Raw genomic sequence first — 20780 nt, 5'->3', positions numbered from 1 at the left:
CGCAAGACGGCGGACCACGGCTCGTACTGGACGTACCGCCGTGGTCCGCCAACGCGGCGAGGTGCCGTGCCGGGCGCCGCGACCCGGTGAACCTTCCCGGTCACGGCACTAGCCGAGGGCCGGTTCGGCGGTGGGGCGGGGCGGGGCGGAGGGCCGGGCGTGCGTACGGGTCCGGGGCACCCGGGTGACGAGCGCCAGGGCCAGGCACAGGCCGGCCGCCGCCACGGCCACGGCGAAGGCGCCGACGGGCCCGTACCGCTCGGCGAGCCGCCCGCAGACGGCGAGCGCGGCGGCCTGCCCGGCCACGAGGGAGCTGGCGGCGAGGGCCATCGCCGCGGAGAGCCGGGCCGGCTCGACGACGCGCTCGGTGAGCGCGAAAGCGGTGATCAGGTGGGGCGCGTAGGCGGCCCCCAGCACGGTGACGACGACGTACAGCGGCCACAGGCCGTCGGTGAACAGCAGCGGCACCGACAGCGCCAGCGCGGCGCCGGTGGCCGCCCGCCAGCGCAGCCGCAGTCCGAAGCGGGCGGGCAGGGCGCCGAGACCGAGACCGACGGCGGCGCTGACCACCCCCATGGAGGCGTAGACGATCCCGGCCTGGCCGGGTACGCCCAGCCGGGCGGTGAGCGCGGCGATACCGGCCTGGCAGGCGCCGAACATGACGCCCTGGAGGGCCAGCGAAACCCGGACGGCGTGCACCACGCGGGGCTGGCGGACCCGCGCGGCGCGGGCCCGCGGGGGCGAGCCGGCCGTGGCGGCGGCGGTGGGGTGCAGGGCGTAGGCGGTGCCGAAGACGGCGACGAGACCGGCCGCGCCGCCGAGGGCGACGGCCGGGTGCGCGAGGAGGGCCGCGAGGCCCACGAGGGCGGGGCCGAAGACGAACGAGACCTCGTCCAGGGTCCCTTCGAGGGCGTGCACGGCGCCCACGACGGACTCGTCGGAGTCGGCGCGGTGCGCCAGCGCCACCGAGCGGGTCCGCGCGAGCGGCCCGATCAGGGGTACCGAGGCCCCCGTGACGGCTCCGATCAGGGCGAGCGGGAGGGTGGCGAGGTGCGCGAGGGCTCCCGCGACCAGGGCGGCGGTGGCCACGGCGTTGACCGCGGCGGCGGTCAGGACGACGGGCCGCTGGCCGTGCCGGTCGGCGACCCGGCCGAGGACGGGCCCGAAGACCACCTGGCCGACGGACAGGGCGCCGCCGACGACACCGGCGGTGGCGAGGGAGCCACTGGTCTGCGCGACCAGCAGGAAGCTCCCGAACTGGGACATCGCGACGGGCAGTCGGGCCAGGAATGAGACGAGGGGGAGTAGGGGCCCGGTCAGGGCGATGACTCTTCGATAGGTGTTGACGGTTCCAACCACTTGATCGAGGCTAACCCGGTGCAGTCACCCGGATGCATTGGGTAATGGCACGGAATCCCGCAGGCTGGGTACGTACGTTCTCATGAGCCAGCCGCAGCCCGACCCATCGACGGAACCTGATGTTCCGAACCCCGTCACCCCTGCGTCCACCTACCGCCTCCAGCTCCGGCCGGAGTTCCCCTTCGCGGCGGCCGGGGCAGCCGTGCCGTACCTCGCCTCCCTCGGGGTGTCGCACCTGCACCTCTCCCCCGTGCTGGAGTCGGCGCCCGGCTCGGCGCACGGGTACGACGTCACCGACCACTCCCGGGTGCGGGCCGAGCTGGGCGGGGAGTCCGGCCTGCGCGCCCTGGCCGCCGCCGCGCGGGCGCACGGGGTGGGCCTGGTGCTGGACATCGTGCCGAACCACATGGCGGTCCCGACGCCGCTGCGCCTGAACCGTCCGCTGTGGGAGGTGCTGCGGGAGGGCCCCCGGTCGCCGTACGCGCGCTGGTTCGACATCGACTGGGAGGCGGGCGGCGGGCAGCTGCTGCTGCCGGTCCTCCCCGGGCCCGCAGAGCCCGCCGCCTTCACGGCGGACGGCGAGGTCCTGCGCTGCGGGGACCACGAGTTCCCGCTGCGCGAAGGCACCGCCGCGCTTGCGCCCGCCGACCGGCTGGCCGCGCAGTGGTACCGGCCGGCGTGGTGGCGGGAGGCCCGGACCGGGCTCAACTACCGCCGCTTCTTCACGATCTCGGACCTGATCGGGGTGCGGGTGGAGGACCCGGAGGTCTTTTCGGCCACCCACGCCAAGGTGCTCGAACTGGTCCGTGACGGGGTCGTGGAAGGCCTGCGGATCGACCACGTGGACGGGCTGGCCGACCCCGGGGAGTACCTGCGGCGGCTGCGGGCGGCGGTCGGCGCCCGCTGCTGGGTGGTCGTGGAGAAGATCCTCGCCCGCCAGGAGCGGCTCCCCCGCACCTGGCCGGTGGCCGGAACCACCGGCTACGACGCCCTGCACCGCCTGGACGGCGTCTTCACCGACCCGGCCGGGGTGCGGGAGCTGGCCGTCCGGTACCGGAAGTTCACGGGTGTGCCGGAGTGGGAGGAGACGGCCGCGGCGTGCGCGCGGGAGGTGCTGACCGGGGACCTGGCCGCCGAGCTGCGCGCCCTGGAGCGGCGGGCGGGTCCCGAACTGGGCCCCGCGGTGCGGGAGCTGCTCATCGCCTACCCCGTCTACCGGCCCTACCCCGACGAGCCGCACCCGGCGCCCCAGGCCCTGGACCGGGCGGCCGAGGCGGCCGGACCGGGCCCTGTGGCCGCCGTACGGGAGCTGCTGCTGCGGGACGCCGCGTTCGCCGCGCGCTTCGCCCAGACCTCCGCGGCCCTGCGGGCCAAGTCGCTGGAGGACCGGGCGTTCTACCGGTACGCCCCGCTGCTGTCGGCCACCGAGGTGGGGGGCGAGCCGGGCGGACCGGCGGTCGCGGCGGAGGAGTTCCACGCGTACTGCTCCCGGCTGGCCCGGGAGTGGCCCGGGTCGGGGACGGTGCTGTCCACGCACGACACCAAGCGCAGCGCGGACGTCCGGGCCCGTATCGCGGTGCTGTCGCAGGCGCCCGAGCTGATGGACCCGGCCCTGATGTCCCCGGCCCTGATGTCCCCGGCGGGGCCGAGCGCCCCCGGCGCGGCGTCCCCGGAACCCCCCGCCCCGGAGCCCGCCGCCCCGCGGCCCGCGGGCACGGAGCCGGCGGACCCGGGACCCGCGGCCGGCTCCGACCCCCAGCTGGCCTGGGTGGCCCGGCAGACCGCCCTGGGGCTCGGGCACGCCCCCCAGGCCGTGGCGCGCCTGGGGCAGGCGCTGCTCAAGTCCGTCCGCGAGGCCGCCCTGCGCACCAGCTGGACCGACCCGGACGAGGCCTACGAGGCGGCCGTCGCCGGGTACGCGCCGGCCCCGCTGGACCTCCCGGCGCACCTCGCGGAGGCGGCCCGCGCCAACCTGCTCGGCACGGCCCTGCTGCACCTGGCGATGCCGGGCGTCCCCGAGGTCTACCAGGGCGCCGAGACGGAGTACCGGGCCCTGGTCGACCCCGACAACCGGCGCCCGGCGGTCCTGCCCCGCGAGGCGCTGGCCCGGCTGGACGCGGGGGACGCCCCGCGCGACCCCGCGGAGGAGAAGCTGGCCCTGACGGCCGCGCTGCTGCGCCTGCGCAGGGACCGGCCGAACCTGTTCTCCGGATACGAGCCGCTGGTCGCCCGGGGTCCCGCGGCGGAGCACTGCCTGGCCTTCGCCCGTTCGGCCGGGCTGGTGGCGGTCGCCACCCGGCTCTCGCACCGGCTGGCCGGGGCGGGCGGCTGGCGGGACACGTCCCTGCCGCTCCCGCCGGGCCGCTGGACGGCGCTCTCCGCGCCGGGGGCCGCGTCGGCCCGTACGTACGAGGGCGAGGCGGTCCTGGCCGGGCTGCTCGCCGCCCTGCCGGTGGCGGTGCTCCTGCGCGCGGATTAGACCGCCCCCGACCGGGCCGGGCCACGGACGGGGCGCGGCCCGGACGGGGCGCGAGCGCCGCGGCGGCCGGCCCGGGCCGGCTGCCTTCGCAGCGTTGGCCAGGGCTTTCGCGCACCATTCGGGGAAGTACGGGGGCGCGCGGAGCAGTAGGAGCCCGGCGCGGGGGGCATGGCATCCCTTGTGACCCTCCTCCGTGACTTGTGCTACCCCACACCGCGCGAACTCGCGGCGGCCGCCCGGGCCCTGGCGGACCGGCACCCCGGCGAGGTCCGGCTCAGCCGGGCCGGTACCTCGCGGGGCGGGCGGCCCCTGTGGCTGCTGTCCCTCGCCGCCGACGGGCCCCTCCCCGCCACGCCCGCGCCCCCCGGCGGCAGGGCCGAGGGGCCGCCCCCGCCCGCCGCGACCGCGTCGTCGGGGCCCGGCCGCAACGTCCTCGTCGTCGCCGGGGCGCACGCCAACGAACCCGTGGGCGGGGCGACCGCGCTCTCCCTCGCCCGCCGGCTCCTGTCCGATCCGGGCCCGCGGGCCGGCTGCGGCTGGCACTTCCTGCTGTGCGCGGACCCGGACGGCGCCGCGCTGCACCGCACGCCCCAGCCGTCCACGCTCCTCGACTACCACCGGCACTTCTTCCGGCCCCCCGGTCCCGAACAGCCGGAGTGGGCGCCGTCCTTACTGGCCCCGGACCGGCTCCCGCCGGAGACGCTTGCCCTGACCGCCCTCATCGACGAGCTGCGCCCCGTCCTGCAGGTGTCCCTGCACGCCACCGATCTCGGCGGCTCCTGGGTGCAGCTCACCCGGGACATACCCGGCCTCGCCGAGCCGTTCGCCACGTCGGCGGCGGAGCTGCGCATCCCGGTGGAGTACGGCGCCTCCGACGCCGCCGGCTGGCCCTCCCCCGGACCCGGGATCTTCGTGATCCCGGAACCGGGCGGCGACGCCGCCGGCGCCTTCCATCCCGAGGACACCCGGCTCAGCACCTGGTACCACGCCCACCGCTACGCCGGCACCACCGCCATCGTCGAAGTCCCCATGTGGGCCTCCGACCTGGTGGGCGATCCGGCCCCGCACGCCGACCCGCGCGGGGCCCTGCGGATGCTGGCCCGGCGGCTCACCGAGGACGCCGCCCGCGTGGCCCGGGTCCGCGCCGCGCTGGGCGACTCCCCCGGCGACGGCGGACGCGGGAGCGGCGGGAACGGCGACGGCGGACGCGGGGACGGCTGGAGCGGAGGCGGCAGGGGCGGGAGCAGCGGAAGCAGGGGCGGTGGCGCGCACGGCGCCGTGAGCGGGGCGCCGCCGTACGGGGACGCGGACGCGGCGGCCCTGCTGCGCGCGGTGGACTGGACGCTCGCGCTGATCCCGCGGATCGCCGCCGAGTGGACCGGTGGCGGCGCCCCGGCCGAGGCGACCGTCGCGCACGTCGCCAGCATCGACGCCTTCGGGCGCCGCCTGTCACTGCGGGCGGCCGCGATGCTGCTGCGGGTGCTGCGCGCGCGGGGCGACGCGGCGGCGCCCGCCCTGGACCGGCTCGTCACCGGGTGGTGCGAGGAGTTCTCGGCGCGGTTCGAGGCCCGCTGGGTCCCGGTGGCCGCGCAGGTCGAGCACCAGGCCCGGACCGTACTGGCCGCGTACGCGCGCCTGCCGGCGGTCGGCGGCCGGCCCGGGTGACCCCGTCCGGCCGCCGGGGGTGCCGGGGCTCCGAGCCCCGGCACCGTCCGGTTCAGGACGCGGCCGGGTCCACGGCGAGGCTGTACCGCCGCTTGGAGAGGCCGGTGGCGCCGAGCCGGTCGTAGAAGCGGATCGCGCCCTCGTTCCAGTCGGGGGTCTGCCACTGGACCTGGCTCAGGCCGAGCTCGCGGGCCAGCGCCGCGACCCCGTCCATCAAGGTGGCGCCGTGGCCCCGGCCCCGGGCGTCCTCGGCCAGGTAGAGGCAGTCCATGTGGATGTAGTAGCGGGCGTCCCAGAAGGCGAACTCGGCGGAGCAGGCGGCGTATCCCACGATCCCGCCCTGCGGGGTCTCGATCAGCAGCATCCACAGCTTCGCGTCCTCGGCGAACAGCAGGGGACCGAGCCGGTCGGCGAGGCCCGGCGGGCGGGGGGCCGACTTCTCGTAGGCGATGTGCTCGTGGATGAGCTCCACCAGGCGGGGCAGGTCCTCGGGGCGCACACGGCGCACGACAGGCGTGTTTTCCATGGCCGCCATCCTCCGCGACGGCCCCCGCCGCCGCGCACCCGGCCCCGGGCCCAGCGCCGTGGCCTAGCCGGCGGAGAGCCGGAAGGACATCGTCCCGAAGCTGACCTGGTCGCCGTCCCGGACCACCGCCGAGCCGGTCACCCGGCGGCCGTTGACCGTGGTCCCGTTGGTGGAGCCGAGGTCCTTCAGCACCCACAGCCCGTCGCGCAGGCTGAGCTCGGCGTGCGTGCGGGACACCGTCTCGTGGTTGAGCCGCAGTCCGTTGCCGGGGTCGCGGCCGATCCGCAGCGCCCCCGCGCTCGGGTGCGGCAGCAGCAGCTTGGGCAGCCGCTCGGCCGTCCAGGCGCGCCGTACGCCCACCCCCACGGCCGAGGCCCGGCCGACCCAACCGAACAGGCGGCGGGTCCAGGGGCTTTCGGCGGCGGTGCGTTGGCCGAGGTCGGCGGTGAGGACGGCGAGGTCCTCGGACCGGCGTGCGACCAGGGCGAGTTCCATCCGGCGCAGGAAGGTGTCATGGGACAGCTGACCGCTGGCAGCACCTTCCCTGAGCTGGCCCAGGGCCCGGTCCCGCTCGGCGTCGGACAGCCGCGGCGCGGGGTATGCGGGGAACTCGAAACTCGACGTCACAGGGTGATTGTCGGCCCGTCGGGCCCGGAGTGTCCAGAACACCCGCGCCAGGCCCGGAATGATGGGCAGGATACGCATGCTGGGCACCGCCGGAGACGAGGGGACCGTCCGTGCAGTTCGAGGTCTGGGCACCGCTGACAGGTCGGGTCGCCCTGCGGCTCGACGACGCCGCGTACGCGATGGAACGCGATCCGGACCGGGACGGCTGGTGGGTCGTGCGGGCCCCGGCCGCCGACGGCAGCCGGTACGGGTTCGTGCTGGACGGCGGAGACACCGCAGACGCCGGGGCGGGCGCCGCCCCCGTCCCCGCCGCCACCGTCCTGCCGGACCCGCGCGGCCGCCGGCTGCCGGACGGGCCGGACGGCCTGTCCGCGGTGGTCGACTTCGAGGCGCTCCCGCCGACGGGGCCCCCGTCGCGCATCCCGCTGCAGGACGCCGTCCTCTACGAGCTCCATATCGGCACCTTCACCCCGGAGGGGACCTTCGACGCGGCGGCCGCCCGCCTGGGGCACCTCGGCGCCCTCGGGGTCACGCACGTGGAGCTGATGCCGGTGTGCTCCTTCCCAGGCCGCCACGGATGGGGCTACGACGGGGTCGCGCCCTGGTCCGTGCACGAGCCGTACGGCGGCCCGGTCGGACTCGCGCGCTTCACGGCCGCCGCCCACGCCGCCGGCCTGGGCGTGGTGCTGGACGTGGTGCACAACCACCTCGGCCCTTCCGGCAACCACCTCCCGGCCTTCGGCCCGTACTTCACCGACACCCACCACACCCCCTGGGGGGCGGCGGTGAACCTGGACGCGCCCGGTTCCGACGAGGTGCGCGCGTACCTCCTCGGCAGCGCGCTCGCCTGGCTGCGCGACTACGGGATCGACGGGCTGCGGCTCGACGCCGTGCACGCGCTCGCCGACGACCGGGCCCTGACGTTCCTGGAGGAGCTGGCGTCCGCGGTGGACGCGCTGGCGGCGGAGACGGGCCGCCCGCTGTTCCTGATCGCCGAGTCCGACCAGTGCGACCCGCGGCTGACCACCGTGCGCGAGGCGGGCGGCACGGGGCTGCACGCCCAGTGGAACGACGACTTCCACCACGCCCTGCACTGCGTGCTGACCGGCGAGTCCCAGGCCTACTACGCGGACTTCGCCGCGGCTCCGATCGGGGCCCTCGCCAAAACCATGACCCGGGCCTTCTTCCACGACGGGACCTGGTCCTCCTTCCGGGGCCGCACCCACGGCCGGCCGGTGGACCGGCGGCGGACCCCGGCCCACCGCTTCGTCGGCTACACCCAGACCCACGACCAGGTCGGCAACCGGGCCCTCGGCGACCGGCCGGCCGCCTCGCTCTCGCCGGGCCTGCTGGCGTGCGCGGCGGCGGTGGCCCTGACCGGGCCTTTCGTGCCGATGCTGTTCATGGGCGAGGAGTGGGGGGCGGGCACGCCCTGGCAGTACTTCACGGACCATCCCGACCCGGAGCTGGCCGAGGCCGTACGGGCCGGACGGCGCCGGGAGTTCGCGGCTCACGGCTGGAAGGCGGAGGAGATCCCGGACCCGCAGGACCCGGCCACCCGGGACCGCTCGGTGCTGGACTGGGCGGAGCCCGGGCAGGCCCCGCACGCCCGGCTGCTGGACTGGTACCGCACCCTCGTCGCGCTCCGCCGCACCCATCCGGACCTGCGCGACCCGGACCTCGCGGCGGTCCGCGTCGCGTACGACGAGGAGCGGCGGTGGCTGACCTACCGGCGCGGCGACGTCCGGGTCGTCGTGAACTTCGGCTCCGAACCGGCGACGATCGCGCTGGGCCGCAACGGGGTGCGGGTGCTGGCCGCCTGGGAGCCCGCGGAACACCCGGGCCCGGACGGCCGGGTCCGGGTACCGGCCGAATCGGCGCTCGTCCTGGCCCCGTGAGGGCGGTGCGTGCGGGCTGGACGTGCTGGCCTTGCGTGAGGGCTACTCGACGACCGCCAGCTCGCGCGGGGCGTGGTTGAGCCGGCGGCCTCCGTCGTCGGTGACGGTGACGATGTCCTCGATGCGGACGCCGAACCGCCCGGGCAGGTAGATGCCGGGCTCCACGGAGAAGCACATGCCGGGCACGAGCGGCTGCTCCTCGCCCTCGACCATGTACGGCGGCTCGTGGGTGGTGACGCCGATGCCGTGGCCGGTGCGGTGGATGAAGCGCTCGCCGTAGCCGAACTCGGTGATCACCGCCCGGGCCGCCCGGTCCACCTCCTGGCAGGAGACCCCGGGCCGGACGGCCGCCACGCCCGCCTGCTGGGCCTCGCGGACGATGTCGTGGACGCGCTGCTCCTCGGCGCTCGGCTCGCCCACGTGGACCGTGCGGGAGATGTCGGAGCCGTAGCCGTACCGCAGCCCGCCGAAGTCGAGGACGACCATGTCGCCGTGCGCGATGACCCGGTCGCCGGCCTCGTGGTGCGGATCCGCGCCGTTCGGCCCGGATCCGACGACCGTGAAGTCGACCTGGGAGTGGCCGTGCGCGCGCAGCAGGGCGGCCAGGTCGGCGGCGACGTCGCTCTCGCGGCGGCCGGCGAAGGGCACGTGGAGGATCTGCGCGTACGCCGCGTCGGCGGCGGCGCCCGCCGCGGCGAGGCATTGCAGCTCCCGCTCGTCCTTGACCGCGCGGAGCATCGGAAGCACGTCCGTGAGCGGCTCGTAGGAGGTCGCCGGCAGCTCGCGCTGCAGGCCCAGCAGGTGCAGGGCCCACGTGTTGTCGCTGACCCCGAAGCGGCCGGTGACGTCGAGCAGCGGGGCGGCCGCGGTGTACGGGCTCTTCCCGTCGGCCCAGTCCCGCAGGGTCAGGGCGGGGGCGCCGGGTGCCTTGGCCGCGTCCGGCGCCTCCAGGGCGGGTACGACGAGCACCGGTTCCTGTCCCGCGGCCAGCACGAGCAGGGTCAGCCGCTCGGTCTCGGCGGTGGGCCGGTAACCGGTGAGGTGGGCGAGATCGGGTCCGGGGGCGATCAGCAGGCCGGCCAGTCCGGCGTCGGCGGCGGTCCGCGCGGCGGCGGCCATCCGGGCCGCGTAGTCGGCGGCGGTGAAGGGCGCGGGCTCGGCGGCGGCCCGGGGGTCAGAGGTCATGCGGTGATCATCCCGCGCGCCGCCCGCCGGGGGTAGGGGGCCGCGCCGCACACCGGGCGGCCCGCCCGGGGGCCGGCGGGCACCGGCGGCCGGGTACGGGACCGGGGCGGCACGACCGGAGTGGCGCCGGTCACCGGCTCCGCCCCGCGAGGCCCGCGGCGGAATAACGCGTCGCGGGAGCACCCCGCTGATCGGCTATGCTGTGCAAGCACGTCGAACGGGTGGTCCGCCGCCCTTCGTGGTGGGTGTAGCTCAGTTGGTAGAGCACCTGGTTGTGGTCCAGGTGGCCGCGGGTTCAAGTCCCGTCACTCACCCTGTCGAGCCCGTGGGGTACGAGGTTTCCTCGTACCCCACGGGCTTTTTCCGTACCCGCCCGGGAGGCGACGGGCCGCGCCGGAGGGACGGCCCTCAGCTCCGCAGGAACGCCTCGATCTCGGTGGTGAGGGCCACCGGGGTCTCGTGGGGCGGGTAGTGACCGCAGCCCGGGAGGACGGTGACCCGGCAGTTCGGGTAGCAGGCCTGCCAGGTGGCGCGCATGACCTCGGCGGTGAGCGCGAGGTCGTACTCCCCCACCAGGACCAGCACGGGGACGGTGCTGCCCTTCACGGCGGAGGACAGGTCGAGGGGCTGCCAGCTCGCCAGGTACGCGGCGAAGGCCTCCGGACGGGAGATCCGCAGGGAGTGCTCGACCATGCGGTCGAGCCAGTGGCGGCCGACCCGGTTGCCGGTGACCAGGTCGAGGATGGCCCGGCGCTTGTCCGGGTCCTCGGCGGCGCCGTGGAAGAGCGCGTGCGTCGCGTCGTCCATCGCGTACGGCGCCGCGGGGACGGGGGCGATCCCGACCAGCTTCTCGACCCGCTCGGGGGCGCGGACGAGGACCTGCTGGGCCGCTTTGCCGCCCATCGAGTGGCCGAGGAGGGAGAAGGTGTCCCAGCCCAGCTGGTCGGCGAGTTCGAGGACGTCGTCGGCGATCTCGGGGACGCTGTAGCGGCCGGGTACGTCCCTGCGCTCGCCGTAGCCCCGGTAGTCGAGGAAGGCGTACGAGAAGCCGTCCGGGTCCAGGTGGTCGAGTACGGACCCCCAGTTGGCGGAGGTCCCGAACCAGTCGTGCAGCACGATGGAGCGGACGGGTCCGGTCCCGATCCTGCGGTGGGCGATGGCCATGCGTTCTCCCTCGGTGACGGAGCGCGGAAAACCGACGCCGTACGTTCTGCCCACCGCGCCCCCCGTCACACCGCGGGCCCGGCACCGGGCCCGCGGCACGGGGTGTGCGTCCGCCGCGGGGGGGGTCAGCGCGTCCTGATGGCCGGGTCGGAGACGCCCGGGGCGCCCGTCTCCACGTGGCCCGCGAAACGGCGCAGGAAGGTGGCGTCGGCGGCGGAGACCACCCTGACGTCGTACCAGCGGCCCGTCGCCCGCAGGTCGACGGTGTGGGACACCGTCCCCCCGGCCGGGACCCGGAAGGTCTGGGGTGCGCCGCCGTAGGCGTTGGTCACCGTGAGGTCGACCGCGGCCGTGCCCGCGTTCGTGAGGGTGAGGGCGAGGTTCCCGCTCACCGCCGCGTGACGGGCCGTGGCCTCGGGTCCGGCCTTCTTCGCCGGGCCCTTCCAAGCGCGCAGGAAGCCGTTCGGGCCCCAGACGGTGAGGTCGATCCGGTTGCCGGTGGAGGCGCTCGTGCTCCAGGTGTCGGAGAGGGTCTTGCCCGCCTCGACCGTGTAGGGCCAGGGGCCGTCGGTGCGGTTGCCCGAGGTGCTGTGGAAGTGCGCGCCCAGGGCCGGGCCACTCGCGAAGGTCAGGGTGAAACTGCCCGTGGAGACGGCGGCCCTCCCGTCCACGTACGGCTGGTAGCCGAGGGCGCGGGTCGGCTTGCCGCCGGCCTCCTGCACGGGCAGGCTGCCCGTGGCCGGCGGGGTCGGGTGGTAGGAGGGGTGTCGGTTCTTGTCCGGCGGGGCGTAGCCGGCCGTGGAGGGCAGCGCGGCCGGCGCGGCGTCGGCGCGGGTGAAGTCGAATGCCGAGGTCAGGTCGCCGCAGACGGCGCGGCGCCAGGGCGAGATCTGGGGCTCGCGCACGCCGAAGCGCTTCTCCATGAAGCGGATCACCGAGGTGTGGTCGAAGGTCTCGGAGCAGACGTAGCCGCCCTTGGACCACGGGGAGACCACGATCATCGGCACACGCGGGCCGAGCCCGTACGGGCCGGCCGCGTAGCCTCCGCCGCCGGCGTACAGGTCGCCGGCCACATCGGCCGTGGACAGGCCCCAAGCCGAGGAGGCGGGCGGGTACGGCGGGACGACGTGGTCGAAGAAGCCGTCGTTCTCGTCGTAGGTGATGAACAGGGCGGTCTTGGCCCACACCGCCGGGTTCGCGGTCAGCGCGTCCAGCACCTTCGAGATGTACCAGGCGCCGAAGTTCGTCGGCCAGTTGGAGTGCTCGCTGAACGCCTCGGGCGCGGCGATCCAGGAGACCTGGGGCAGGGAGCCGTTGACCACGTCCGCGCGCAGCCGGTCGAAGTAGCCCTCGCCCGCCTTGGCGTCGGTGCCGGTGCGCGCCTTCTCGTACAGGGGGCTGCCCGGCTGGGCGTTGCGGTAGGTGTTGAAGTAGAGCAGCGAGTTGTCGCCGTAGTTGCCGCGGAACGCGTCGTTGATCCAGCCCCAGTGGCCGGCCGCGTTCAGGCCGTCGCCGATGTCCTGGTAGACCTTCCAGGACACCCCGGCCGCCTCCAGGCGCTCCGGGTAGGTCGTCCAGCCGTACCCGAGCTCCTGGTTGCCGAGGACCGGGCCGCCGCCGGTGCCGTCGTTGCCGGTGAAACCCGTCCACATGTAGTAGCGGTTGGGGTCGGTGGCTCCGATGAAGGAGCAGTGGTAGGCGTCGCAGACGGTGAAGGCGTCGGCCAGGGCGTAGTGGAACGGTATGTCGTTCCGGGTCATGTACGACATGGTGGTGGCCGTCTTCGCGGGCACCCACCGGTCGTACTTGCCCTTGTTGTAGGCCTGCTGGCCGCCCGCCCAGTCGTGGTTCAGCCCCGTCAGGAACTGCATGCCGAGGTCTTCCACCTGCGGGTGGAAGGGCAGCACGTCCTTGGTGCCGTTGGACTGGTGGAAGACGGACTTGCCGTTGTCCTGGAGGACCGGCCGCGGGTCGCCGAAGCCCCGGACGCCCTTCATCGCGCCGAAGTAGTGGTCGAAGGAACGGTTCTCCTGCATGAGGACGACGATGTGCTCGATGTCCTGGATCGTTCCGGTGCTGCCCTGCGCCGGAATCGCGGCGGCGCGGGCGATGCTCTCGTTCAGCATCGCGACGGCGGCGGCGCCGCCGGCTATCTGCAGGAACCTGCGGCGGTCGAGTTCTGCCATGGCGTGACGACCTCTGGGGGTGAGGAGGGGAGTCGAGGGGCGCCCCAAGGACAGCGGTCCCGGGGTACCGGACGGGGATCACCTCGTGACACTGCGCCGTACACCAGGAGAACGGAAGCCCCTCGCCGCCCTCCGCGTCGCGGCTGCCGGGGCGGTGCGGTCACGCCCCGCCCCCGCGACAGCCCCCGGCGCCCCGCCCGTTCACCCTCGGCACGCACCGGCACCCCCGCCGCACACCCAGCGGGGGACTACTCCGCGGTGGCGGCCGGACTCAGGCGCAGGGAGATGGAGTTGATGCAGTAGCGCTGGTCCGTGGGGGTGGGGTAGCCCTCGCCCTCGAAGACGTGGCCCAGGTGGGAGCCGCAGCTCGCGCAGCGGACCTCGGTGCGGACCATGCCGTGGGAGGTGTCGGCGATCAGCTCGACGGCCTCCGTGTCCTTCGGGTCGAAGAAGGACGGCCAGCCGCAGTGCGACGCGAACTTCTCCGAGGAGCGGAACAGCTCCGCCCCGCAGCCCCGGCAGGAGTAGACGCCCTCCGTCGTGGTGTCCGTGTACTCACCGCGGAAGGCCGGCTCGGTGCCCGCGAGGCGGAGCACCTGGTACTCGGACGGGGTCAGCTCCGCCTGCCACTGCTCGTCCGTCTTCTCGACCTCGTACGCCATGACGTTCCCGCTCCCTCAGTTCGACCGGTTCGACAGCGCGGCGAGGATCTGCGGTCCGAGGTCCGTGACATCGCCCGCGCCCATGGTGAGAACGAGATCGCCGGGCTTCGCCATTCCCGCGATGACGTCCGCGACGGCGCCCTTGTCGTGCTCGGCGGTGACGTCCGCGTTCGCGGCCCGGGCGGCGGCGAGGATGATCTCGCTGGTGACCCCGGGGAGGGGGTCCTCGCGGGCCGGGTAGATGTCGAGGACCACGGAGGCGTCGGCGAGCGCGAGCGCCTGCCCCATCTCCTTGCCCAGCTCCTGGGTGCGGGAGAAGAGGTGGGGCTGGAAGACGACCAGGATGCGGGAGTCCCCGGCGGCGCCGCGGATGGCCTCCAGGTCGGCGGTCATCTCCGTGGGGTGGTGCGCGTAGGAGTCGATGACCTGTACGCCGGCGGCCTCGCCCTTGAGCTGGAGGCGGCGCTTGACGCCGGTGTACTTGCCGAGCGCGGAGGCCAGGTTGTGCGCCGGGATGCCGAGCGCGACCCCGGCGGCGAGGGCCGCGACGGCGTTGTGGGCGTAGTGGCGGCCGGGCACGGAGACGGTGAAGGTGAGCATCCGGCCGCCGAGGAGGACCGTGACCTCGCTGGTCAGGCCGCGCGGAGTGATCTTGGTGATGCGGACGTCGGCCTCGGGCTCCTCGCCGTACGTGACGACGTTGAGGCCCTCGTTCCCGGCGACCCGGCGGGCGATCTCGGCCGCGCCCTCCTGGCCGTGGGCGACGACCAGGGTGCCGCCGGGCACGACCTTGGCGACGAAGGTCTCGAAGGACTCGTAGATCTCCTCCAGCGACGCGTAGTTCGCGTGGTGGTCGAGCTCCGCGTTGAGGATGATCGCCACCTGCGGGGTGTACTTGTGGAAGGTGCGGTCGCTCTCGTCCGCCTCGGCCACGAAGATGTCGCCCGCGCCGTGGTGGGCGTTGGAGCCGGGGGCGTCCAGGTCGCCGCCGATGGCGTACGAGGGGTCCAGGCCCAGGGCCGACAGGGAGACCGCCAGCATCGAGGTGGTGGTGGTCTTGCCGTGCGTACCGGCGACCGCGATCGGGCGCAGGCCGTCCATCAGCGCGGCGAGCGCGTCCGAGCGGTGCACGACCGGGATGCCGAGCTCGGCGGCGCGCGCCAGCTCCGGGTTGTCGGCGCGGATGGCGCTGGAGACGACCACGCAGGTGGAGTCGTCGGCGAGGTGGCCGGCGGCGTGCCCCCCGTGGACCGTCGCGCCGTGGGCGCGCAGCGCCTCGGCGGTCTCGGAGTCCCCCCGGGCGTCGCTGCCGGCGACCTGCGCGCCCCGCTGGGCGAGGATCTTCGCGATGCCGGACATGCCGGCGCCGCCGATGCCGATGAAGTGGGGCCGTTCCATGGCGGTCGGCAGGCCGGGCTTCATTCAGGTCGCTCCAGGATCGGGTGGTGTACTCGTGCGCGGTCGAGCTCTGACGGCCCCAGCCTATTCGTTGTGGGCGAAGAGCTTGAGCACCGGAACCCCGACCTTGTGGCGGGCGCGGGAGGCCCAGTCGCGGTGGAAGAACTCCTCGACGAAGTGCGGGGCGGTCAGAACGATCACCTCGTCGGCCCCGTTCTCCTCCACGACGGCCTTGAGTTTGTCGAGCGGGTGGGCCTCGACGAGCTGTCCCGTGGCGTTGGCGCCCTTCTGGCGCAGCGCGTTCAATGAGTGCGCGAGGGCGTGCGCGGCAGGGCCCCGGGCGGCCTCGCCCTCGGGTTCGTCACCCTCACGGACCGCCTCGGGGAGCTCACCGAGCGCTACGTCGTCGATGGCGCGCAGCAGTCGGTCCTGGTCGCCCCTGGGCTGCATGAGGACGATGAAGGAGACCGCGTCGTCTCCGTGCAGGGTGGTGACGAAGTCCACGTCCACCGTGGTCAGCGGCTGCTCGATCATCAATACGCTCGTGAACACGGACGCCCTCTCCTTCATGGGCCGAGGCCGGCGTGGCCGGCCCCTGCGGAAACCATCCTGCCCCGCTGGCGCGCGGGGCCTTGCGCAGATATATGTGCCCAGCTTTGTGCCCCGTGGAAGCCAAGCGGAACGTCAAATTCCGCCCCTGGTTCAGATCCGACGGTAGCTCGTGAAGAGGAACCCGGCCTCTTCCAGTACGCAAGCGGGCGCGAGCCGGTGCGGAACCGTGACAGCCGGCCCGCCGGCGATCCTCTGCGCGGTACCCGCCGTGAGCACCGGGGAGATCGTCAGGCACAGCTCGTCCAGCGCGTCGGCGGCCACGAACTGCCCCAGCAGCCGGGGTCCGCCCTCGGTGAGCTGGCGGCGCAGGCCCCGCCCGGCGAGCTCCCGCACCACACGGGCCGGGTCCACCCCGGCCCCGTCGCCGGCCACCACGACCTCGGCCCCGGCCCTGACGGCCTCGGCGACCCGGTCGGCTGGTGCGGCGGCGCCGGTGACCAGCAGGGTCGGCACGAGCGGGGAGGTGAACAGCGGCAGCGAGAAGTCCAGGTCCAGGCTCGCGCTGACCACCGCGACGGCGGGGGCGGGGCCCTGTCCGGCGGCCGCGCGGCGGGCGGCGAAGGCCTCCCGCGCCCGGGCCGGGCGGTAGCCCTCCTGGCGAACCGTTTCCGCGCCGACGACCACCACATCGGCCAGCGCCCGCAGGGTTCCGAAGATCCGCATGTCGGTCTCGCCGGAGATGGGCTGCGAGCGGCCGTCGTGCTGGGCCGCGCCGTCGAGGGTGGACACCATGTTCGCCCGCAGCCAGTGGGCGCCCTCGCCGAGCGCGGGGTACGCGTAGGCCTCCGCCAGCTCGTCCAGCGACCACTCCCGGTCGGCTTCCTCCCGGGGCGGGACGGGTGTCTGATCGGTCACAGGGAACAGGCGTCGCATCGGTGCAGTGTGCCACGCCCGTAGAGTTAAGGGCTGTGTCAACCTCTCTCTCCACCTCCGGTCCCGCCTCGCGGCGACCCGCGGACAGGCCCCCGACAGCCGACGCCGGTCCGCAGGCCCTGACGGCTCGCGAGCCCCGGGTGGCCGCCGAGCGGCTGGTGGCCGAGATGGTGCCGCCGCCGCGTTTCGACTCGGTGCGCTTCGACACGTACGACCCGGACCCGGCCCAGCCCAGCCAGGCCGAGGCCGTCACCGTGCTGAGCGGCTTCGCGGCCGGTCTGGGCGGGGCGCACGCGAGCGGCGCGGGCAAGCGCCGCTGGTTCGCCAAGAAGGCCCCGGCCCCCGCGGGCCCGCGGGGGGTCTACCTCGACGGCGGCTACGGCGTCGGCAAGACCCACCTGCTCGCCTCGCTGTGGCACGCCACGCCGGCCGAGCCCGCGCTCAAGGCCTTCGGCACCTTCGTGGAGCTGACCAACCTGGTCGGCGCGCTCGGCTTCCAGCAGACCGTGCAGACCCTCGGCGGGCACCGGCTGCTGTGCATCGACGAGTTCGAGCTGGACGACCCGGGCGACACCGTTCTGGTGTCCTCGCTGCTCAGCCGCCTCGTGGAGCAGGGCGTGGCGCTGGCCGCCACCTCCAACACGCTGCCCGGCAAGCTCGGCGAGGGCCGCTTCGCCTCCGCCGACTTCCTGCGGGAGATCCAGGGCCTCTCGGCGCACTTCCGGCCGCTGCGCATCGACGGCCAGGACTACCGCCACCGCGGTCTGCCGGAGGCGCCCGCCCCGTTCTCGGACGAGCAGGTCGCCAAGGCCGCGTACGCCACCGAGGGCGCGAGCCTGGACGACTTCCCGGGCCTGCTGGAGCACCTGGCCCGGGTGCACCCGAGCCGGTACGGCGCGCTGACCGACGGGATCACGGCCGTCTGCCTGACGGACGTCGGTCCGGTGCCGGACCAGTCGACGGCGCTGCGGCTGGTCGTCCTGGCCGACCGGCTGTACGACCGCGAGGTCCCCGTACTGGCCTCCGGGGTGCCCTTCGACCGGCTGTTCAGTGAGGAGATGCTGAACGGCGGCTACCGGAAGAAGTACTTCCGCGCGATATCCCGGCTCACGGCGCTGGCACGCGACGCGAAGCCCCTGGTGTCCCAGTAGGTTTGGGACCGCCGGGCTCATCTGCCGCCCGGCCGTTTCCACTTCTGCGAAGGGATTCACCATGGCCGCCACACGCAACGCGCACGCTGTCTGGGAAGGCGACCTGTTCGAGGGCAAGGGCGTCGTCACTCTCGACTCCTCCGGCCTCGGCAGCTACCCCGTCTCCTGGCCGGCGCGCACCGACGAGGCCGCGAACGGGCGGACCAGCCCGGAGGAGCTGATCGCGGCCGCGCACTCCAGCTGCTTCAACATGGCCTTCTCCAACGGGCTGGCGAAGGCGGGCAACCCGCCCACCAAGCTCACCACCTCGGCCGCCGTCACCTTCGTGCCCGGCCAGGGCATCACCGGCATCCACCTCACGGTGGAGGGCGAGGTCCCGGGCCTGGACGACGACGCCTTCGCCGCCGCCGCCGAGGACGCCAAGAAGAACTGCCCGGTCAGCCAGGCGCTGACGGGCACCACGATCACCCTGAGCGCCAAGCTCGTCTGATCCTGCGCTCTCCCCCGCTCCGGCGGCACGCTCCGGGCACGGCACGGCGCCCGGGGGTGTGACGCCGGGGCGGAGCCCCCTCGCGTCGGCACCCGGCGGGCGGTCCCCCGTGGTACCACGGGCCGGTCACCCCACCCGCCCAGTTCCACTTCCGCCGCCGGGAGTTGCCGATGTCCGTCAGCCGCCGCAGCCTGCTCGCCGCCGGCGGGGTCGCCTTCAGCGGGGCCCTCGGCGCCCTGTTCACCGGGCGCGCCGGAGCCGCCCGGGCCGCCCGGCAGGGGTACGGTCCGCTGCTGCCCGATCCGCGGGGGCTGCTCGACCTGCCCCGGGGGTTCTCCTACCGCGTCCTCTCGCGAGCGGGCGATCCACTGCGCTCGGGCGAGGGGCCCGTTCCGGGCAACTTCGACGGCATGGCCGCCTTCGGCGCGGGCGGGGGGCGGGTGCGGCTGGTGCGCAACCACGAGAACCGCACCACCGCCGCCCTGCGCGTACCCGCCGTCCCGGGACTGACGTACGACCCCGCCGCACTGGGCGGCTGCACCGTCCTCGACCTCGACGCGGCGGGCCGGGTCACCGGCGAACGGGTGGCCCTCGCCGGTACGGCCGTCAACTGCGCGGGCGGCCCGACCCCCTGGAACACCTGGCTGAGCTGCGAGGAGACCGAGGACCGGGCGGGCACCGCCGGCTACACGGCGGACCACGGCTACGTTTTCGAGGTGGACCCCGCCGCACCGGGACGCACCGGCGCGGTACCCCTGACGGCGATGGGCCGGTTCGCGCACGAGGCCGTCGCCGTGGATCCGCACCGGGGCGTGGTCTACGAGACGGAGGACGCCTTCGTCGAGCCCTTCGGGCTCTTCTACCGCTTCCTGCCCGCGCGGCCGCTCGCCGGGACCGGGTCGCTGCGGGCCGGCGGCGCGCTGGAGGCCCTGCGCGTGCCGGGGCTGGCGGACCTGGCGGTGGTGGACGAGCCGGGGGCGGAGTTCCCGGTGGAGTGGGTTCCCGTGCCGGATCCCGCCGCGGCCGTGACCCCGGTCCGGCTCCAGGACTTCGGACGGCGCGGCATCACGCACGCGCAGAAGCTGGAGGGCTGCTACTGGGGCGGCTCGCGCGTCCACTTCGTGTCCAGCTACGCCCGTACGCGCGAGGGCGCGGGCGCCGACCACCACGGGCAGGTGTGGTCGTACGACCCGGTGCGGCGGCGGCTGCGGCTCGACGTCCTCTTCGGTCCGGCCGCGGACACCGGGCTGCCGGGGGAGTCCCCCGACAACATCTGCCCGGCGCCGGACGGCGGGCTCATGGTGTGCGAGGACGGCGGCGGGGCGCAGTACGTCTTCGGCGTGACGGTGGACGGGGAGGTCTACCCGGTGGCCCGCAACGCGCAGGACGTCGGGCGGCCGGGGGCGCCGGAGTGGGGGGAGTTCGCCGGGGTCGCCTTCTCCCCCGACGGGGGGACGATGTACGTCAACGCCTACACCCCCGGTACCACGTTCGCGGTGACGGGCCCCTGGCACTGACCTGGTCACGTCGCGACGCCGTTCGATCTGCTGCACGATCGTACGGAACCGACGGGATTGGGGCGAACAGCGGTGGCGACGAAGAAGAGGAAGAAGACCGGCGAGGCGGGTGGCCCGGAGTCGGGCGGACCGGGGTCGGGCGGCGTCCGGGAGTTGTTGCGGGTGCCGGGCGGTGAGCGCGTCGACCTGCGGCGCTTCGACCCCCGTTCGACCCCCGGCGGCCCCGCCGGCAAGGCGGCCGCCCTGGAGGCCGTCGCCCCGATGGCGCAGCGCCTGGCCTCGCTCCAGGAGCGGCTCTACGCGGCCAGCACCACCGGTGACCGGCGCCGCGTGCTGCTCGTCCTGCAGGGGATGGACACCAGCGGCAAGGGCGGCACCGTCAAACACGTGATCGGCGCCTTCAACCCCTCCGGCTGCCGCGTCAAGGCCTTCAAGGCCCCCACCCCCGAGGAACGCGAGCACCCGTTCCTCTGGCGTGTCGCGAAGGAACTGCCCCGGCCGGGTGAGATCGGCATCTTCGACCGCTCCCACTACGAGGACGTCCTCATCGCCCGGGTCCGCGAGCTGGTCCCGCGCAGTCGGCTGGGCCGCCGGTACGCCGCGATCAACCGGTTCGAGAAGGAGCTCGCGGACGACGGCGTGACCGTCGTGAAGGTCTTCCTCCACATCAGCTACGAGGAGCAGCGCGAACGGCTCCTGGGCCGGCTGGACGATCCGGACAAGCACTGGAAGTTCAACCGGGGCGACATCGAGGAGCGCGCGATGTGGCCCGAGTACCGGCACGCGTACGAACTGGCGCTGGAGCGCTGCTCCAGCGACGCCGCGCCCTGGTACGTCGTACCGGCCGACCGCAAGTGGTACCGCAACTGGGCCGTCGCCCAGTTGCTGCTGGAGCACCTGGAAGCCCTCGCGCCGCGCTATCCGGAAGGGGACTTCGACGTGGACGAGTGCCGTGCACGCCTACTTGCCACATAGTCATATATTTTGC

General features: G+C 74.6%; 17 protein-coding genes and 1 tRNA gene. 8 read left to right on the top strand and 10 right to left on the bottom strand.

What is annotated here, in order from left to right:
* Positions 1–108: 108 nt before the first annotated feature.
* Complete coding sequence (locus ACFWUQ_RS07930) at positions 109–1359, bottom strand: MFS transporter (RefSeq protein WP_384534407.1); 1251 nt, start codon at positions 1357–1359, stop codon at positions 109–111.
* Positions 1360–1441: 82 nt separating this feature from the next.
* Between ACFWUQ_RS07930 and treY the strand changes: the two genes are divergently transcribed.
* Entirely contained in the window at positions 1442–3838 is a 2397-nt protein-coding gene (treY, locus tag ACFWUQ_RS07925; RefSeq protein WP_384534404.1) for a malto-oligosyltrehalose synthase, read from the top strand.
* A 180-nt stretch (positions 3839–4018) separates the two neighbouring features.
* A complete protein-coding gene (locus tag ACFWUQ_RS07920; RefSeq protein ID WP_384534424.1) occupies positions 4019–5503 on the top strand; it encodes a M14 family zinc carboxypeptidase in 1485 nt (494 codons plus the stop codon).
* A gap of 52 nt (positions 5504–5555) precedes the next feature.
* On the opposite strand, the gene ACFWUQ_RS07915 is transcribed toward ACFWUQ_RS07920, so the two are convergent.
* Together ACFWUQ_RS07915 and ACFWUQ_RS07910 are read right to left on the bottom strand one after the other, a co-directional pair.
* A complete protein-coding gene (locus ACFWUQ_RS07915) occupies positions 5556–6029 on the bottom strand; it encodes a GNAT family N-acetyltransferase (RefSeq protein WP_384534402.1) in 474 nt (157 codons plus the stop codon).
* A 63-nt stretch (positions 6030–6092) separates the two neighbouring features.
* A complete protein-coding gene (locus tag ACFWUQ_RS07910) occupies positions 6093–6656 on the bottom strand; it encodes a DUF1707 and FHA domain-containing protein (RefSeq protein ID WP_384534399.1) in 564 nt (187 codons plus the stop codon).
* Between the two features lie 110 nt (positions 6657–6766).
* On the opposite strand from ACFWUQ_RS07910, the gene treZ reads away from it, so the two are divergent.
* Positions 6767–8554 carry a malto-oligosyltrehalose trehalohydrolase gene (treZ, locus tag ACFWUQ_RS07905; RefSeq protein ID WP_384534397.1) on the top strand — a complete coding sequence of 596 codons (1788 nt, stop codon included), beginning with the start codon at positions 6767–6769 and terminating at the stop codon, positions 8552–8554.
* Positions 8555–8596: 42 nt separating this feature from the next.
* Here the strand turns inward: treZ and ACFWUQ_RS07900 are convergent, their stop codons facing one another.
* Positions 8597–9739, bottom strand: a complete 1143-nt coding sequence (locus tag ACFWUQ_RS07900; protein WP_384534395.1) for a M24 family metallopeptidase — start codon at positions 9737–9739, stop codon at positions 8597–8599.
* Between the two features lie 241 nt (positions 9740–9980).
* Here ACFWUQ_RS07900 and ACFWUQ_RS07895 point away from each other — a divergent pair.
* A tRNA-His gene (locus ACFWUQ_RS07895) sits at positions 9981–10053 on the top strand.
* Between the two features lie 94 nt (positions 10054–10147).
* On the opposite strand, the gene ACFWUQ_RS07890 is transcribed toward ACFWUQ_RS07895, so the two are convergent.
* From ACFWUQ_RS07890 to ACFWUQ_RS07865, 6 genes are all read right to left on the bottom strand, one after another.
* The gene (locus tag ACFWUQ_RS07890; protein WP_384534392.1) at positions 10148–10903 is read right to left on the bottom strand and encodes an alpha/beta fold hydrolase; all 756 of its coding nucleotides are present in this window, start codon (positions 10901–10903) and stop codon (positions 10148–10150) included.
* Positions 10904–11028: 125 nt separating this feature from the next.
* Positions 11029–13089: a phosphocholine-specific phospholipase C gene (locus ACFWUQ_RS07885; protein ID WP_384534389.1), complete on the bottom strand. Its 2061-nt coding sequence runs from the start codon at positions 13087–13089 to the stop codon at positions 11029–11031.
* A gap of 248 nt (positions 13090–13337) precedes the next feature.
* On the bottom strand, positions 13338–13751 hold the full coding sequence (gene msrB / locus ACFWUQ_RS07880; RefSeq protein ID WP_384534386.1) for a peptide-methionine (R)-S-oxide reductase MsrB: 414 nt from the start codon (positions 13749–13751) through the stop codon (positions 13338–13340).
* 15 nt (positions 13752–13766) lie between these two features.
* On the bottom strand, positions 13767–15173 hold the full coding sequence (murC, locus tag ACFWUQ_RS07875; RefSeq protein ID WP_384534382.1) for a UDP-N-acetylmuramate--L-alanine ligase: 1407 nt from the start codon (positions 15171–15173) through the stop codon (positions 13767–13769).
* Between the two features lie 60 nt (positions 15174–15233).
* On the bottom strand, positions 15234–15701 hold the full coding sequence (locus tag ACFWUQ_RS07870) for an indole-3-glycerol phosphate synthase (RefSeq protein ID WP_384534379.1): 468 nt from the start codon (positions 15699–15701) through the stop codon (positions 15234–15236).
* Positions 15702–15851: 150 nt separating this feature from the next.
* Complete coding sequence (locus ACFWUQ_RS07865) at positions 15852–16634, bottom strand: pyrimidine reductase family protein (RefSeq protein ID WP_384534376.1); 783 nt, start codon at positions 16632–16634, stop codon at positions 15852–15854.
* Between the two features lie 35 nt (positions 16635–16669).
* Between ACFWUQ_RS07865 and zapE the strand changes: the two genes are divergently transcribed.
* The 4 genes from zapE (at position 16670) to ACFWUQ_RS07845 (ending at position 20767) form a co-directional block, all read left to right on the top strand.
* Positions 16670–17785: a cell division protein ZapE gene (zapE, locus tag ACFWUQ_RS07860; protein WP_384534373.1), complete on the top strand. Its 1116-nt coding sequence runs from the start codon at positions 16670–16672 to the stop codon at positions 17783–17785.
* A gap of 61 nt (positions 17786–17846) precedes the next feature.
* On the top strand, positions 17847–18275 hold the full coding sequence (locus tag ACFWUQ_RS07855) for an OsmC family peroxiredoxin (RefSeq protein ID WP_384534370.1): 429 nt from the start codon (positions 17847–17849) through the stop codon (positions 18273–18275).
* Between the two features lie 170 nt (positions 18276–18445).
* A complete protein-coding gene (locus ACFWUQ_RS07850) occupies positions 18446–19792 on the top strand; it encodes an alkaline phosphatase PhoX (protein WP_384534368.1) in 1347 nt (448 codons plus the stop codon).
* Positions 19793–19864: 72 nt separating this feature from the next.
* Positions 19865–20767, top strand: coding sequence for a PPK2 family polyphosphate kinase (locus ACFWUQ_RS07845; RefSeq protein ID WP_384534365.1), 903 nt, complete (start codon positions 19865–19867; stop codon positions 20765–20767).
* Positions 20768–20780: the final 13 nt, after the last annotated feature.

Origin of the sequence: Streptomyces sp. NPDC058662 (assembly GCF_042716255.1) — a bacterium.
GTDB lineage: Bacteria > Actinomycetota > Actinomycetes > Streptomycetales > Streptomycetaceae > Streptomyces.
This window is presented reverse-complemented; position numbering and strand designations above follow the sequence as displayed.